The sequence below is a fragment of the Paenibacillus silviterrae genome (assembly GCF_030167925.1).
GTDB classification, from domain to species: Bacteria; Bacillota; Bacilli; order Paenibacillales; family NBRC-103111; genus Paenibacillus_G; species Paenibacillus_G silviterrae.
Genome location: NZ_JASKUT010000002.1, coordinates 2,077,299 through 2,093,286 on the forward strand (window position 1 = coordinate 2,077,299; position 15,988 = coordinate 2,093,286).

General features: G+C 51.2%; 13 protein-coding genes. 8 read left to right on the forward strand and 5 right to left on the reverse strand.

The genetic code is table 11. The features are described from left to right. The first annotated feature begins 76 nt into the window (after nt 1–76). Nucleotides 77–1,525, forward strand: a complete 1,449-nt coding sequence (locus QMO62_RS32035; RefSeq protein ID WP_284646544.1) for a serine hydrolase domain-containing protein — start codon at nt 77–79, stop codon at nt 1,523–1,525. Here QMO62_RS32035 and QMO62_RS32040 read toward each other — a convergent pair. After that, on the reverse strand, nt 1,522–1,905 hold the full coding sequence (locus QMO62_RS32040; protein WP_284646545.1) for a DoxX family protein: 384 nt from the start codon (nt 1,903–1,905) through the stop codon (nt 1,522–1,524). The two genes, QMO62_RS32035 and QMO62_RS32040, sit on opposite strands and share 4 nt — an antisense overlap. A gap of 111 nt (nt 1,906–2,016) precedes the next feature. Here QMO62_RS32040 and QMO62_RS32045 point away from each other — a divergent pair, with 111 nt between their 5' ends. Both QMO62_RS32045 and QMO62_RS32050 read left to right on the forward strand, forming a co-directional pair. Then, a complete protein-coding gene (locus QMO62_RS32045) occupies nt 2,017–2,568 on the forward strand; it encodes a cyclic nucleotide-binding domain-containing protein (protein WP_284646546.1) in 552 nt (183 codons plus the stop codon). Then, nucleotides 2,565–4,769: a heavy metal translocating P-type ATPase gene (locus tag QMO62_RS32050; RefSeq protein WP_284646547.1), complete on the forward strand. Its 2,205-nt coding sequence runs from the start codon at nt 2,565–2,567 to the stop codon at nt 4,767–4,769. Before QMO62_RS32045 ends, QMO62_RS32050 begins: the two co-directional genes overlap by 4 nt. A gap of 474 nt (nt 4,770–5,243) precedes the next feature. Here QMO62_RS32050 and QMO62_RS32055 read toward each other — a convergent pair whose 3' ends face one another. The 4 genes from QMO62_RS32055 to QMO62_RS32070 all read right to left on the reverse strand — a co-directional run bounded on the left by QMO62_RS32055 (nt 5,244) and on the right by QMO62_RS32070 (nt 9,507). After that, nucleotides 5,244–5,984, reverse strand: coding sequence for an anti-sigma factor (locus tag QMO62_RS32055; RefSeq protein WP_284646548.1), 741 nt, complete (start codon nt 5,982–5,984; stop codon nt 5,244–5,246). Nucleotides 5,985–5,987: 3 nt separating this feature from the next. Next, entirely contained in the window at nt 5,988–6,554 is a 567-nt protein-coding gene (locus QMO62_RS32060) for a sigma-70 family RNA polymerase sigma factor (RefSeq protein ID WP_284646549.1), read from the reverse strand. A gap of 163 nt (nt 6,555–6,717) precedes the next feature. Further along, nucleotides 6,718–8,661, reverse strand: a complete 1,944-nt coding sequence (locus tag QMO62_RS32065; RefSeq protein ID WP_284646550.1) for a plastocyanin/azurin family copper-binding protein — start codon at nt 8,659–8,661, stop codon at nt 6,718–6,720. Nucleotides 8,662–8,772: 111 nt separating this feature from the next. Further along, nucleotides 8,773–9,507: a c-type cytochrome gene (locus QMO62_RS32070; RefSeq protein WP_284646551.1), complete on the reverse strand. Its 735-nt coding sequence runs from the start codon at nt 9,505–9,507 to the stop codon at nt 8,773–8,775. A 212-nt stretch (nt 9,508–9,719) separates the two neighbouring features. Between QMO62_RS32070 and QMO62_RS32075 the strand changes: the two genes are divergently transcribed. From QMO62_RS32075 to QMO62_RS32095, 5 genes are all read left to right on the forward strand, one after another. Next, complete coding sequence (locus QMO62_RS32075; RefSeq protein ID WP_284646552.1) at nt 9,720–10,694, forward strand: carbohydrate ABC transporter permease; 975 nt, start codon at nt 9,720–9,722, stop codon at nt 10,692–10,694. A gap of 27 nt (nt 10,695–10,721) precedes the next feature. After that, a complete protein-coding gene (locus tag QMO62_RS32080; protein WP_284646553.1) occupies nt 10,722–11,564 on the forward strand; it encodes a carbohydrate ABC transporter permease in 843 nt (280 codons plus the stop codon). A gap of 90 nt (nt 11,565–11,654) precedes the next feature. Then, nucleotides 11,655–13,496 carry a sensor histidine kinase gene (locus QMO62_RS32085; protein ID WP_284646555.1) on the forward strand — a complete coding sequence of 614 codons (1,842 nt, stop codon included), beginning with the start codon at nt 11,655–11,657 and terminating at the stop codon, nt 13,494–13,496. After that, nucleotides 13,471–14,253: a response regulator transcription factor gene (locus tag QMO62_RS32090; RefSeq protein WP_284646556.1), complete on the forward strand. Its 783-nt coding sequence runs from the start codon at nt 13,471–13,473 to the stop codon at nt 14,251–14,253. The genes QMO62_RS32085 and QMO62_RS32090 overlap by 26 nt, the downstream gene beginning before the upstream one ends. A gap of 144 nt (nt 14,254–14,397) precedes the next feature. Then, nucleotides 14,398–15,927: an ABC transporter substrate-binding protein gene (locus tag QMO62_RS32095; RefSeq protein ID WP_284646557.1), complete on the forward strand. Its 1,530-nt coding sequence runs from the start codon at nt 14,398–14,400 to the stop codon at nt 15,925–15,927. Nucleotides 15,928–15,988: the final 61 nt, after the last annotated feature.

Consider the following 15,988-nt stretch of genomic DNA (forward strand, 5'->3'; position numbering starts at 1 on the left):
TTTTGCTTTTCTGCCTGTTTTGCTTCTATAATTTATAATAATTGTCATCTTACACAGAAATGGAGTGTCACCACCAATGATGCAAATACAGAACCGGCTGGATCGAATTCCGCCCGAGCAGGCGGGAATTTCTTCTAAGGCCGTATTGGCCTTTGTAGAGCAGGCCGAGGCACGGGGGATCCCGCTGCACAGCTTCATGCTGCTTCGGGGAGGCAAAGTCGCTGCAGAAGGATACTACGGGCCCTTCAAGGCAGACCATCTGCACCCGATCTTTTCCGTAAGCAAAAGCATTACTTCGGCTGCAATAGGCATTGCCATAGGAGAAGGGCTGTTAAAGCTGACGGACCGGGTAGCGGAATTCTTCCCGGAGAAGGCTGAGGGGGAGCTCCACCCTTACACAGCGAGGATAACCATAGAACACTTGCTGCTCATGGCGACGGTTCACCCCAAATCGACCAATACGCAGACGGAAGACTGGGTCAAATCATTTTTGAATACGGCTCCAACCAAAATGCCGGGGACCAGCTTCGCTTATGACACGACGGGGACGCATACGTTGTGCGCCATTTTGCAGAAGGTGACGGGAACGACGGTGCTGGAATATCTGCGCCCCCGATTGTTCGAGCCGCTTCTGATGGGGGAGCTGTGGTGGGAGAGCTGCCCGCTCGGTATCAATAAAGGCGGCAGCGGTATCCGCTGCACGACAGAGGCGCTGGGCCGATTCGGCCAGCTGTACCTGCAGGACGGCGTATGGAACGGCGTCCGGATCTTGCCGGAGGGCTGGGTGGAGCGCAGCACAGGCAACCGGATCGGTACTTATGGTACCCGCATGATGCTGGACGGCAAGCTGGGCTACGGGTACCAGTTCTGGCGTATCCGTAACAACGGGTATTGCGCCTTCGGCATGGGGGGCCAGCTGGTCATTGTGTTACCGGATCAGGAGCTGGTCTTTGTGACCACAGCGAATACACTGGAATACAAAGACGGGCAGTCCCGCATCATCGAATGCTTCTGGTCGACGATCTATGCCGCGCTTATGGAGTCCGAAGGAATGCCGCTTCCGGCTGATGTCGAAGCGGTACAAGCTCTCCGGGAAAGACTCGCCAAGCTGAGCCTTTTCCTGCCGGAGGGAAGAACAAATTCTCCGCTGGCGGAGACCGTGACCGGCCGGAAGTGGGTATTGGATTCAAATCGGTACGGCTATACAGCTTGCGAGTTCGTGCTGGACGGCGATCGTGCGGGTGTCTTCTTTCACAAGGACGGGGAGATCATGGAGCTGCCGTTTGGATTAGGAACGTGGGTCCAGGGGACGGAGCCTTTGACGGGGCAGGACGTCCCTTCCTACGGCGCTGCCGTCTGGACGGATGAACGGACACTGGTAGTAATCGTTCACGTCATCGATCCTCTTCAACTTTTCACCTTCACCTGCCGTTTCCTTGAGGATGGCTGGGTCAGCATTCAGCTCATTCCGGCGGGAGCGCTGTTAAATGACCACGAGGCACATCTGACCGGCAGATTGGCTTAAGACGCTAGACGCAGCTTATCGGGACAAGCTGCGTCTTTCTTTTTAGCCGAACAAAGGAAGGCAGACAGGCTCAACATCAATAGAGCGTTAATGGCCATGACAGGTCGGTGCTTGGCTCGAAATAGATGGGCATGAATAGCCCCGATCATAAGAACGGCCAATAAGGCTGCGGCGATTTTCAAAACAGCCGGAACCCAGAAGGCGAGGATAAGCCCAAGGGCACCGCACAATTCCAACGATGCTGTGACGTACATAAACCATAGGGGGTACCTGTAGTCATTCCAATGCTGCAGCATGCTTTTGTTACGCCCAAATTTCATAAGGATCGACAGCATAAACATACCGGCGAGGATGGCCTGGGCCGGGATAATAAAATTCATTAGTAAGCACCTCCTATCTTCATAATCAGGTTTCTAAAACAATGATATAATAGTCCTTCGCAAAAGAATGTAGTCTAGCCTACATTGGTTGAGAAAGCAGAGGGTAAACCTGTGAACAAGCTGAAATATTTATCCAGAGTAGATTTATTCCGCGTGCTCGGTAGGGAAGAATTGGAGGATGTGAGTGAAGAGGTCCCCATTACGCCGATAACCAAGGGTACTTTGCTAACTTCCCCTCATCATTCACAGGGGTTCGTTTTTCTGATCAAATCAGGATCGGTACGGCTTTATACCCTAACGAGGATCCCGCGTCGCAATGACAGTGAACAGAACATCATGATGCAACACATTGCCTATTGGACGGACAAGCAGAGTCAGGGGATTACCGTAGACGGGTTTCGCGAACTCGTAACAGTCGTTGTTGCCGCCTTCTTAGCAACCGCTTCGGTTACGACTTGGGATACCGCAGCAGAAGCGCTGGTACCAAAGCCCGAACAAATTCAACGTTTCAGTTGGCTGGCTTGTAGCTCAAGAAGCTTTCCCGATTGTAAGTGCAGCCTTAGTCCCCTATTTCCTTTCTGTCATATGTTCTCCGGTTTGTCCATATCTTTGGGAGTAGAGACTATGAAGAAACGGAAGTGTGGGCGTTGGATGATTGTATGACTTTAGAGAAGGTCACCCTGCAAGTGAATGGTATGACTTGCGGAGCTTGTGCGCTTCGCATTGAAAAGGGTCTCGGTAAGCTTAACGGCATCGATACGGCCTTTGTTAATTTACCGCTCGGTGCAGCTTATCTTCGTTACAATCCCTCCATGATCAAGCTGCCTCAAATTATCGAGAAAATAAAGCAGCTCGGCTTTTCCGTCTCTTCTAATGACCAAGACGAATCCGCAGCGGAAGCGGGGCAGGGGGAGGTTCGAACTTACCGGAACCGATTTCTCGGCTCTTTCCTACTGACACTGCCATTATTGTGGCCTATGCTCCACCATTTGAATTGGGCTCGTGAATGGGGGGTCCCAGAATGGAGTATGTCACCCTGGATACAGCTCCTCTTAGCCGCAGTGATACAGCTCATCTGGGGAACACCGTTTCTCATCGGTGCTTATCGCGCTCTTCGCGGCGGATATGCCAATATGGATGTGTTAATTGCATTAGGCACGAATTCCGCCTATTTTTACAGTCATTATCTCCTCTTTCATCCTATCCCAAATGCTACCCATCCCTTGTACTTTGAAACCTCCGCTGTCATCATCTCTGTCGTATGGTTAGGCAAATGGTTAGAGGCTCAATCGCGACGGCGTGTTCAAGCGGCGATGAAGCTTAAGATGTCGGTACTTCCTCAAGCCGCCCGCATGATAACCCCGGAAGGTGTTGTTGAGATCGCCGCGGCACAGCTTCAATCGGGAGATACCATTGTCATACGTACCGGCGAACTGATCCCCGCGGACGGAATCATATTACAAGGAACGGCGATGGCCGATGAGTCTGCGATCAGCGGGGAAAGCCGTCCGCTGGAGAAGGCGGCAGGCGGCAGAGTCAGCGCGGGCTCACGTCTGATCTCGGGTGAACTTGCAGTGAAGGCGGAACGGACAGGCATCCGGACCGCCCTTGGTCAAATGATCCGCGCGCTGGAGGAAGCGCAAAGCGAAAAGACGGCACTACAGTTGTACGCAGATCGGGCAGCGGCTTGGTTCGTGCCTGTAGTCATTGGGCTTGCGTTGGCTGCATGGGGATACTGGTATTGGCTTGGATTCCCAGGTGAGCTGGGGCGTTCCATTCAAATCGCGATTGCCGTAGTCGTAAGCGCATGCCCTTGTGCTATTGGACTTGCCTCGCCTTTATCGGTGTTTATTGCGTCCCGGCGAGCGGCAGAGCACGGGATTTTATTCCGCAGCGGGTCCGCTATGGAGGCGCTGGCTCAGGCGGATGTAATGCTGCTTGATAAAACGGGCACCTTGACCCAAGGCATTCCCGTCGTAGCCGGATTCATATCGGAGGGCAGCTCGCCTGAGGAGCTGCTCCGCCGGGTCGCTTCGGCCGAGCAGCAGTGCGAGCATCCAGTTGCAGGGGCCTTCATCCGTGAAGCCGGAAGAAAAAAGCTCAGCTTAACGAAGGCGGAAGACGTGAAGGAACTGACCGGTCTTGGCGTACAGGCTACAGTGGAAGGGCATCGGCTGCTCATTGGCTCCGAAAGGCTGCTGCGTCAGCAAGGAGTAGGCATCCAATTGCATGAGCCGATGAAGCAATGGGATGCACAAGGCTGCACGGTGATGCACATCGCTGTCAACGGCAAATGGGCCGGCGCAGCGGCGGTCAGCGACACCTTAAGACGTGGAGCGGCTGGGACCGTTAACCGCTTAAGAAGGAACGGCATGCAAATCATTCTTGGCTCCGGTGACGGACAATCGCCGGTTGCTTATGCTGGGATACAGGTAGGGCTGGAGGATGTCCGATTCGGTTTGCTTCCGCAAGACAAGCTGAACATCGTACAAGAGTTCGCAAGCAGAGGACGGAAAGTGGTTGTTGTCGGCGACGGAGTGAACGATTCGGCAGCAATGGCAGCGTCACATTGCTCGATTACGGTACCTGGAGCAACTGCTGCAGCCAAAGAGGCGGCAGATGTTCATGTGCTTAGGGATGAGTTCACAGCCGTGGGGACAGCCATACAGATTAGTAAGCTTGCCGTTCGAAACATGAAGCAAAACCTGGGCTGGTCCATTGCTTACAACATGCTTATCGTTCCCGCGGCGATGGCAGGTCAGCTTGACCCTTGGGCCGCCGGCGCGGCAATGACCGGCAGCTCCCTGACGGTGGTACTGAATGCGCTGCGTTTAGATGTCAAGCTGCGCAAATTGGGGATTTGACGGACCGGCGCCTTCGTTAAAAACGCGGACATGATAATCCTCCAAATATGTCCATGCCCTCATACATATACATAGAATTAAAAGCAGATGGGAGGTAGAAATATGCCGATTAGATCAATCCTATTATCTGTTTCCCTTGGCTTATTAGCAGCTATTTTGGTTATAGGTCTATTGCCTTTTCTAGTTATCTTAAGCTGGTCTGAAATGTTAGGAATCTCTGAATACTATACGTCCCCATTGATCCTTCTTAATTTTCTAAATAAGAAAAAAAAGAAAGAGTACTCGAATGGTAGTGAAGAGTCGGTCGTCGATCCGAACCTTAAGTGATGCCGATCTTACCCTAGGTACGCAGAAAGGTAACGCAGATCCGAGTTGCCACCAGAATTTGGAAAGGAAATCATGGTATTATTGAGTAAAATCTCATCATTTGAGATTGTAAGAAACGGGGACATGCGATATGCAAGTCCCCGTTTCTTATGATCCCAGAACCTTTTTCCCTCTAGGCTGGGTGCCGTTGGAGTCGGGCTCCAGCGTGACTCCAATCGCATCGAATGTTAAATTATTGCGTTTAATGTCATAGGAGAGCACGCCGCTACCTTGATTATTCACGTACAAGGTTCCGCAGTTATAACGCTTGCCCTCATAAAGAAGCCAAACCTGATAAGCTTCGTCGCCAGTGGTTTTGGTTAAACCGTTCATTTCCACGACGACTTTGTGCATGTCGCCCTGTTTTAACACCCAAGCGTTTCCGGTGGCGTTTGGCATGGATGGATCAACAGCCTTCAAGGCAATAGTCTTAATAATTTCCGCAGGCCGGTTCGTGTCCAGGGGCTCCGTTAGGCGGCCGGGTATGCGTGAATCGGTGGACTGCCACCATAACATGCCGGCTATGGCAATGAAGAAGGCCGCAGCGGCGGATGTGTACCATCGGATGTGTTTCTTTTGCCGGTTCGTGTGAATTCCCGGGTTCATTCCTTTTTCTTGTTTATGTGTAAAAATATGGTCCATCACTTCGACTTTAAGATCAGAGGGGACTTCTACTTCTTCCGCTGTGAAAGGCAGTGCCATCCAAACTTTCTGCAGTTCCTTGATTTCCTGTCTGCAATGGGGGCATGACAGCAAGTGACGTTCATACTCCGCTTTTTCCGCTTCGTTACAATCTCCGGTAAGGAAGGGGATCAGAGCGTCACAGGGGTTCCCGTGATGTTCATGCACTTGTCATCCCTCCTTATATTCCATCAAATGTTTTCGTAGTAACTTTAAGGTTTGATGCAGCCTACTTTTAATCGTCCCCAGGGGCTCGTTCATTTGCCGGGCCACCTCGCTGAGCGTATAGCCCTTCCAGTAAACATGCTCGATTAGACGTGCTTGGCTTTCGGAAAGCATGCGGGACGCTTCTCGAATTTCCTGACCCAGCAGCTTTCTAGAGATAACGGACAGTGGATCGCTTTCGTTTCGGTCGGGCAGCAGATCCCATTCCTCAGCCGGTATGGTGATCTCCACTCCATGGTTCCGTTCCCGCCTGTGATAATCAATGGCTGCATGCCGGGTGATGGTCAGCAGCCAATTTACGAATTGGCCTTTTGCAGGATCATAGCCTTTCTTCGTAGTCCAAAGCCGTGTAAAAACAAGCTGCACGATTTCGCGGGATGCTTGCTCGCTTGAAGTCGATTTCATAGCAAACGAATAGACCAGCCTGACGTACCGGTCGTACAATTCCTCAAGCGCCGGACGATGGTTTTCCAAGACCAGGGCCATTAATTCCGCATCAGTTTTGTCGCGCATACCATGCTCCTCGCGCCGATGATCTCGGTCCTCATAATAAGTAACGTCCAAGGTTGAAGATCTGTTCTTATGTCATTTATATTCGTATATCCGGTGATTTTTTGCAACAACAAAATACCCGGTTCCGCATTGGCGCAGACCCGGGTATTCCGGTTGGCTTCCTTTACTTCACAATAATTTTACCTTTCATTCGGGATTTGTGAGGTTCACAAAAATACTCGTATACTCCCGGTTTATCGAACGTCACGCTCGCCGATTCGCCTTTGGCTATCAAGTCAGTATGGAATGAACCGTCCACACTAACGGCATTGTGTTTAACACTGTCTAAGTTGGTAAACGTAACCGTTGATCCCGCCTCAATCGTTAGTTCCTCCTGACTGAACTTAAAGCCGGATATCTCGATGGTATAGGTTTTGCCTTGAGGTCTCTCCAGTGGAGCCGTCGTTTCAGGATGGAGCACAAACCATGCCTGATTAACATTTTCACCCAGCGTTTGTCCCGGATGCATATCTTTAATAAAATAATACAACGGCCAGCCTTTATAGGTGGTTTGCTTTGTTCCGTCTTCGCGTGCGATCTCTCCGAAATCTGCCGCTTGAAGCTCCGGTGCAACCGTTAAGTTGGAATCATTAAACACAGGCCAATTTTTCAGGCATTGGCCTTTGCAAGCGTTGAGATCGGCGGCATCCTTTGTAAACAGATACAATGCAAGTCCGTTCGAATCGACTAAATATGTGCCCAAAGCATCTGATTTCGCCGTTTTGACACTGAAGTTAGCGGCCTTCGTACCGTTAAATTTCCCCGGGTCAATCACGTACCAAATGTTGTTAAGGCCATGGCCCGCGGTATCTCCGCGCTTCAGATCCTTTGCGAAATAATAGAGCGGGTATCCCTTATACGTGGATTGTTTCGTTCCATCGGGACGGATGTACACGCCGAAATCGCTCTCTTTTACTCCGGTAGGAGCCTGGAGGTTTTCCTCATAATATGCAGGCCAGTTCACTAGGCATTGACCGCTGCAATTGCTTGCCCCCAGCGTGTCTTTGTCGAAATAATACAGTGTCAAACCGTTCGAATCCGTAAGATAAAGGCCGATATCCGCCTTCGAACCGAGGGCCGCAAAAGCAGGTGCATTGATCACGAACCATACGTTGTTAAAGGCTTCTCCGTTGATGTCACCGGCTTTCGCATCCTTGGCATAATAGTACAGCGGCCATCCCTTGTATGTAGTTTGCTTCGTTCCGTCCGGACGAGTCAGCTCTCCGAAATCGGCGGCATTTAATTCTGCGGGAACCTTCAATGTATCAGAGTAGAATACGGGCCATAGCTCTAAACATTTGCCCGTACAGGAATTCAGGTCTGATGCGTCTTTGCTGAAATAATACAGGGTTCGGCCGTTCCCATCGACAAGATAGCGGCCGGTTAGTTCCTGTGCAGAAAATTCAAGCTTCGTATAGCTAAGGGCCTTGGTTTTCTCGCCTACGATGATTTTCATCTCCACTAAAACTTCTGCTAGTGTCTTGCCCATGCCCTTGACCTTGCAATTCAATGTCTCGACGGTGGCAGTCGCGATGTTTACATTTTTGAAATGTGCAACGTCGGCTGCTTTACTTAGCCCGATGGATGCGGCAAACTTGAGGACTTGTGCATATTCAAAATCGGAATCCTGCTTGTAGCCCAAGGCTTCAAGCATGACCTTGTAGTACTGCTGAGCGGTGATGCCTGCTAGCGGTTCAAATTTGTTGTTTCCGGTACCACCCCAACCCAGCCCTGGATTCGCTTTCAAATAAGCGAGAATCGGTTGCCCGCCGGCCCAAACAAGCCCCGCATCTGAGAAATTGTCGCTCCCTTTGAAGGACAGAGCCTCCTGTTCCAAGCCCTTCAGCCTCAGGAACATGATGGCTGCCTGAATACGGGTCGTCTCTTTACTGAAATAGGCGGAGGTTAATCCGCTTTCATCCCCCTGCAGAATGCCAAGCTCCACCATAATTTGAGCGTCCGTTTTGACCTTCGTCTGTTCGGCCGCCGACGCCGTCACCGAAGCTGCAAGCAGAATGAAGAGCGTCCAAAGTAATAGAGTGATAAATGATTTTGCAGATAATTTCATAACCGATATTCCCTCCTTTAATGAATGAATTGGAAAACCACGGTCAGTTTGCGATTTCCCTTTCCATATGTAGGTAACGCGGATAACTCCCAGCCGGTTCGTGGCTTGATGCTATTTTTTTTCGGAAAGCCAAACGGCCAGCGTATCAATTGACTTTTGATCTAACTGACCGGCGAAGCCTGGCATATCACCGCTACCGTTTAAGATCTGTTTCATGATCTGGTCTTTGGATTTGCTCGCTCCTACCTGTTGAAGATTAGGTCCGAATCCGCCCTTCAGCGATTCGCCATGGCAGGCCATACAATTGTCTTTAAAAAGAGCTTCGGCCTTCACAGTATCCGGTGGGGGTGCTGCCGGTTTCGGCTCAACCGCTTTTGGCTGCTCCGTCTTCAACTGCTGCGGTTCGGGCTGCTCTGCCTTTGGCTGTTCGGTCTTCGGTTGCTCTGGTTTGGGCTGCACCGGACTTGGCTGTTCGACCTTCGGCGGCTTGGGCTGCGCCATCTGAGTTTCTTGTTCTGGAGGGGCAGTCTGTCCGGATGCGGAAGCTTGCTTTTGATCTTGCTGTGCGGGTAGCGCTGGTTCTTGTTTCTGTTCCTGAACAGGCTCAAGAACAGGAGCAGGCTGCTTGGTCTCAGGCGGTTCACTGGCAGGTGACGAATTCACTTGCGTCGGGAGCGCCTGATTGGAAGCTTCCGCAGGTTTGGCCGTACTGTCTGATAATCCGTTTTTGACCGCCTGTTCAGGGGGCGCCTGCAGCGCGCGGTCCGCTGTTTGCTCTCCGCCGCAAGCCACCAAAATTGTCAGCAAGGCAAACATTATTACAGTGAGCATTAACGTTTTGTACAATGGCCCCAACCCCTCTGCTATAAGTATCTTACATAAACAGGAAACGGGGATGTAGGCAATTCGGTTCGCCTCTGGAATCGGAAAAAGTTTCAGGGCTTGTCCTCTCCATGTTGAAAAGTAAGAAAAACACACTCTATTGTAAAAACACGATTCTTTTACCTAGGAATGACAGCGGTTACAATGAAGCTAATACTAAGGGGAGGTGACAACGCATGGAGCAAACGACGAACCTGAGGAATGAAACAGGGACCCTGCGGAAGAAAGCTAACCGGTCGTTCTATCACCATCGGCAAAGGAAGGCATTGTGGTGTTACGCCTTTATCGCACCGCAGCTCATCATGTTTCTGGTATTTACTTTGTATCCAATCGCTATGAGCTATGTGTACAGCTTTTACCGCTGGAACGGCTATGGGCCGCTCGAGGAATTTATCGGGCTGGACAATTTTGTAGAGACGGTCTTTGACCCGGTGTTTTGGAACGCATTCAAAAATAACTTTATTTTCATGATCGTCCTGGTATGCGTTCAAGTGCCGCTCGCGTTGATTCTGGCCATTATTTTAAATGCAAGCTGGTTGAAGGGCTCCGCCGCCTACCGGGCGATCTACTTCTTGCCCGTCGTTACAACTACGGCTGTGGTAGGGCTTGTTATGCGCTTTATTTTCGGTGCTTATAAGGGTTTGGTCAATGAGGTTCTAATCAAGCTTGGAGTGCTGGATAAGCCCGTAGATTGGATCGGTTCCATCGATACCGCGCTGCTCATCGTCATTATCGTCGGCATATGGAAAAGCTTTGGGATGAAAATGATTTATTGGCTGGCCGGACTCCAATCGCTGCCCAAAGAAGTTTATGAAGCGGCGAGGGTCGACGGGGCAACGGCGCTCCACCAATTCAGATACATTACGGTGCCGCTGCTGCTTCCCGTAGGGAGCGTCATTCTCCTGTTATCGGCCGTCAATGCGCTGCATGTCTTCGACCTAGTCAAAGCCATGACCGAAGGGGGACCGGCCTTCGCAACGGATATGGTGGATTTGTACATATACCGTTATGCATTCTCGAGTGCGGGGGAAGCGCGCGTGGGCTTCGCGTCGGCCGCGGGTATCTTCTACGGAATCGCTGTGCTGTTCATCTCCCTGCTGCTTGGGGCGCTGGTGAAGCTCACCGGAGGGAAGTCCGCGCACGGACACTGATTCTGAAAATACTGGGGGGAATAACCTATGCACCAGCGGGGACTCAAACGCAAGCTGCCTATAACACTTCTGCATATCGGCCTGATCGGCATCGGTATTGTCTGGATTTATCCGTTTATTTGGATGGTTGCTTCATCGCTTAAGACGAATACAGAGTATTTAACGGGCGGTTTAACGCTGCTGCCGGATAAGCTGCAGTTCGAGAACTATGTCAGGGCGTGGAAGACGGCGAATTTTTCCACTTATTTTCTAAATACGGTCGTCGTTACGCTTTCCACTGTCGCTTTGGTCATCCTGCTTTGCTCGTTAACCGGTTACGCGCTGGGCCGTTATCAATTCAAAGGCCGGATCCTGTTCGTATCGGCTGTAACGGCCACGATGTTTATGCCTAAGGGCTTTACGATCATTCCGGTGTATTCTCTTATCAATTCGATGGGACTTAATAACTCGCTTCTAGGGGTCATTCTCGCCGAGTCGGGCGGTGCGCATGTGCTGTTCATATTGCTCTTTATGACCCACTTCCGCGGACTGCCGAAGGAGCTGGAGGAGTCCGCCGAAATGGACGGCTGCGGGTTCGTTCGTACGTTTGTTCAAATCATGCTGCCGTTATCCAAGCCGATTATCGCCACGACGGCCATTATGCAATTTATGTGGACTTGGAATTCGTTCCTAATTCCTTTAGTATTTACCTTAGGCAAGGAAAAGCTGAGGACGTTGGGAGTGGGGATGTATCAATTCGTGGGAGAGCACAGCATTGATTATACAGGGATGGCGGCGGCCGCCAGTATCTCGCTGCTGCCGATTATTGCGGTATTTCTCTTGTTCCAGCGTTATTTCGTGGAAGGAATTGCCGGGTCGGTCAAGGGGTAACATAGCTGGTACTTCCTTATGAAGCATATGAAGTTTGAGAAGCTTGATAACTTTGTGAAGATTATGAAAATTATAAATATTAGCAATCGCATGAAGGGTTTGCTGCTCCGCATGCTGAAGGATGCCAGTGTGGTCAAAAAGCTGTTTCTCGTCTTTTGTCTGGTCAGTCTAATCCCTTTATTGATCTCGGTGCTTGCCTTTCATAAAAGCGCTTCCAAGGTGTTGGAAGAGGAGCTGGGTGCCTATTCGGCCGAAATCCTCAAGCAAGTCGACGGACGCCTTAGCTCCTTTATTTTGGAAACGGAACGTATGGCTAATATGATTCGCTACGGTGAATCCACACTGAATTTTTTGGATTTGACGAAGGTGAACGACGAGTTATTTACCATTCAAACAGTTGGCGAAATCCGCAGGCTATTATGGTCTATCGCAAGCTTACGCAGCAATCTGGCGGGGATTTACATTATAAATGATCACGGCTTGTCCGTGTATACGAATGCGGATAACCGGCTGGTGCGTGCCGACTATAGCTTTGAAGCACAAGCGTGGTATGAGGAAATCAAAAAAAATAAGGACTTTCGTCTTTATCCCGTTCGGGAGCAGGATTATGTGGACGGGCAGCCGATCATTAGCTACGCCGGGCGTATCTTTGATGTAAACCGAAACCGGGAGCGGGGAACACTGCTCATCAATTTCAACCCGGATGTCATTTCCTTCATGAGCAAGGATATTCAGCTTGGCAAAACAGGCTATGTATTCCTGATGACGCCGGATGGGCGAAGGGTCAGTCCTTCCGGTACGTTTCCCGAGGGCTTAATCGGGCTTCCTCCGTTTACGGAGGCGATTCAAAGGAAAAAAGGCCATTTCATTATCCCCTATCAGGGAGTGAAGACGATGGTCAGCTTTTATACCTCCCCATCCACGGGGTGGAAGATCGTCGGTGTCGTTCCTTTTGAGGAGATTTCCGCAGGGGTTCAGAATGTGCGTTTCATGCTCTACGTTATTGTCGTGTTGGCGGTCGCACTCATCTCTCTTCTGTCCATTTTCTTATCGAAGGCGATTACCAAGCCGTTAAAGCAGCTGGAGCAGAACATGCGTCAGGTGGAGAGCGGGAACTTTACTGCCGCGGTGGAGGTATGGAGCGGAGACGAGATCGGACGGCTTGGCCGGAGATTCAATCGCATGGTAAGCGAGCTGGCCAGAATGCGGGAGGAGATCTACTCGTCGAAGCTAAGGGAATACAAGCTGAATATGCTCCATAAGGAGGCGGAGCTGAAAGCGCTGCAGGCGCAGATCAATCCTCATTTTCTATACAATACCTTAAACACGATAACTTGCATCGGAGAGGTGAACGGGGTAGAGGACATTGCCGACATCAGCGGCTGCCTTGCGAGAATGTTCAAATACAGCATTAGCCCGAATCACCACGCCTCCTTAAGCGAAGAATTGGAGCACGTAAACGCCTATATGAACATTATCGGTTTCCGCTTCCGGGATCGAATTCAATATCATCTGGATGTTCCTTCCTATTTACTGGGCTCCCGGGTAGTGAAGCTGACAGTGCAGCCGATTGTGGAGAATTGCGTGAATCATGGCCTCGGTCCGAAGCTGGGGCAGGGAAACGTCTGGATTCATATTTTCGCGCGTGAGGGCTGCCTATTGATTCGGGTTGTAGATGACGGTGTAGGCATGACGGAAGAGCGGCTCGCCGAGCTTACGAAGCATCTGGAGCTGCCCGGTCCTTACGAGGCACGTATGACGGAGCATATCGGTCTTATGAACGTGCGCCAGCGGCTCTTTATGCATTACGAGGAGCAGGGATCCATCCGTATGAGCAGCAGGACGGGACAAGGCACCATCGTGGAAATCAGCATTCCGCTAGAACTTGGTGTAGAGGAGGAGCGGCATGTACAACGTATTGGTCGTGGATGACGAGACTTGGATGTGCGAGGGAATGACCGCGATCATCCATCGAACGAATTCTCACTTTCAAGTGGTGCAGACGGCGGAAAATGGTCTTAAGGCGCTCGCGGCGCTGCAGGAGAAACGCTTCGACGTAGTATTCGCCGATATCCGCATGCCGGGGATGGACGGACTGGAGCTGCTGCGCAAAATGCGCTCGGAAGGGTATCGGCAGCCTGTTGTCATTATATCGGGGCATCACGAATTCGATTATGCGAAAACGGCCATACGGCACGGTGTCTACGATTATTTGCTGAAGCCGGTGGATCGTCAGGAAATATCCGGCGTGCTGGAGAAGCTGGCTCGAGAGCTTGATGGGGAAGCATTCGGCACCAAATCCAACGGAACACGGCAGCCGGAGGCACCGAAGGAAGAGGAGCTGCGCCGGGGAAGCCAAATCGTCCGCATGATGAAGGAGAAGGCACAGTTGAACTATATGGACGATCTGTCCATTGCCGTCATTTCTGATACAACGGGCTTTAATCCGTCGTATGTAAGCCGAATATTTAAGCAGGAGACGGGTAAGGGCTACGTTCAATATTTGACTGAAATCCGGCTTGAGGAAGCCAAGCGGCTGCTTAGAGAACAGCCCGAGCTGAACGTTTCCGATATTGCCCGAAGGGTCGGCTACTGGGATGACAAGCATTTCAGCAAGCAGTTCAAACGGGAGATCGGCGAGACGCCAAGCGACTACCGTAGAGGACTGCAAGCACCCGGCAGACGGTAAGAAAACGACACCCGAAAGTAATAAAACGCTCCTTTAGCCGCATGATGACAGCGGTTACAATAGGGACACGGGCAGCGGGACGCGGGTGTTCAAATGGCTCGCGAAGCTGCGGCAGGTACCATTATTTTAAGGGGGAATTGTCGGATGATACCTAAACGGAAGGTTTGGTCTTCCGCATTAGCGGCTGTCACGCTTGCATCGGCTGTACTGGCAGGATGCAGCGGTGGAGAGGGGGACTCGAAGGAAGGATCCGGAGGAGGCACCTCGTCTTCGGGTCAGGAAGCGGTGATTCGGGTATGGGGACCTCATGACTTTATGAAGGGCGACGAAAGCCCGGGGCAGCAGATGGTCAAAATTTTTAACGAGAAAAACAAAGGCAAGATTCGCGTAGAAATGAAATACATGCCTTGGGCGGAGTACAATACAGCCATTCAGGCAGCCGTGACGTCCAACGATTTGCCGGATATCTTCAACATGCCGCAAAATATCGATTTTCAGCAGGTGGTAGCCTCGAAGTGGATTCGGCCTCTTGACGGACTCGTGACGGATACCTGGAAGAAGCAGTTTTATGCGGGGGCGTTCTCGGAAGGCGTCAATGTGATCGGTGGCAAGACCTACACATGGCCCATCTTCGGACCGGTGATGAACCAGCTGCTTTATTACAATAAAGATGTGCTGAAAAATGCCGGTCTGGATCCGGAGAAGCCGCCGAAAACATGGGATGAGCTGCGCAGCATGGCCAAGACGGTGACCGACAAGGGAAAGGGCGATGTCTTCGGCGTTGTGTTCGCCATGGCGGAGAACGGCTACGCGACGAATACAGTGACCGGGTTCGCGTCAGGCATCCAAACTCTCGATGCGAATATTAATGGTTTTAATTATAAAACCGGGAGCTATACCTATGATTCGAAATCCATTTCCGATTCGGTTAAATTTCTTCTTGATTTGAAGAAGGACGGCAGCATTCTTCCTTCTTCCTATAATTTGAAGCATCCCGAAGCGGGGGCACTGTTCGGGCAAGGGAAGGCGGCCTTCTTGTTCGACGGCCGCTGGAGAATGTGGCTGATCAAGCGGGACACGCCGGATGCGAAGTTCGGCATGGCCGCATTGCCCACCCCGAAGGGCGAACCGATGATCATGCATCATACGCTGGCGAGCAACGGAGGCTTTATGGTTTCGGCAAACACGAAGCATCCCGAGGCTGTGGGCAAATTCATCGAGGAAGGACTGGCCTCGGAGTTATTCTATGAGCGGTTCATGAAGAGCGGCGTTGCCCTTTCGCCGATAGAGAAGCTCAATGCGGACAAATCCAAATATCCGTATCCGGAATACGAGGCGTTCGTCAAGCTTCATCAGGAGGTGCTGCGGCTTCGTCCAGACCCGGCGGTACGCAACCCGGAAGCGGTGAAGGTGCTTGCTGAGATTGGCGGGATGGGTCAGCCGAAGATCAAGCCGAGCTTCAACGAGATACTTCAAGCGATCATTACGGGAGCGGAGAAGGATCCGGACGGGGCGCTGAAGCAGTATAACGAGAAGATGACTAAGGGCTTCAAGGAAGGCCTGGAGAAGGTGAAGCAAGGCGGGGCCAAGGTGGATAGCGGTGATTTCGTCTTTCCGAATTGGGATCCTATGAAGGATTTTACGGATAAAGATTATGAAGCGCTGAAGAAATAATGCGTGATAAATAAAACGTCGAGCTGACGAGTTTGACCGGTTGGATGACTACAGAGGAGGC

Coding starts and splice junctions, on each gene's coding strand:
- QMO62_RS32035 (WP_284646544.1), top strand. CDS start 77: ATGATGCAAATACAGAACCGGCTGGATCGAATTCCGCCCGAGCAGGCG.
- QMO62_RS32040 (WP_284646545.1), bottom strand. CDS start 1,905: ATGAATTTTATTATCCCGGCCCAGGCCATCCTCGCCGGTATGTTTATG.
- QMO62_RS32050 (WP_284646547.1), top strand. CDS start 2,565: ATGACTTTAGAGAAGGTCACCCTGCAAGTGAATGGTATGACTTGCGGA.
- QMO62_RS32060 (WP_284646549.1), bottom strand. CDS start 6,554: ATGCGCGACAAAACTGATGCGGAATTAATGGCCCTGGTCTTGGAAAAC.
- QMO62_RS32065 (WP_284646550.1), bottom strand. CDS start 8,661: ATGAAATTATCTGCAAAATCATTTATCACTCTATTACTTTGGACGCTC.
- QMO62_RS32075 (WP_284646552.1), top strand. CDS start 9,720: ATGGAGCAAACGACGAACCTGAGGAATGAAACAGGGACCCTGCGGAAG.
- QMO62_RS32080 (WP_284646553.1), top strand. CDS start 10,722: ATGCACCAGCGGGGACTCAAACGCAAGCTGCCTATAACACTTCTGCAT.
- QMO62_RS32085 (WP_284646555.1), top strand. CDS start 11,655: ATGAAGGGTTTGCTGCTCCGCATGCTGAAGGATGCCAGTGTGGTCAAA.
- QMO62_RS32090 (WP_284646556.1), top strand. CDS start 13,471: ATGTACAACGTATTGGTCGTGGATGACGAGACTTGGATGTGCGAGGGA.
- QMO62_RS32095 (WP_284646557.1), top strand. CDS start 14,398: ATGATACCTAAACGGAAGGTTTGGTCTTCCGCATTAGCGGCTGTCACG.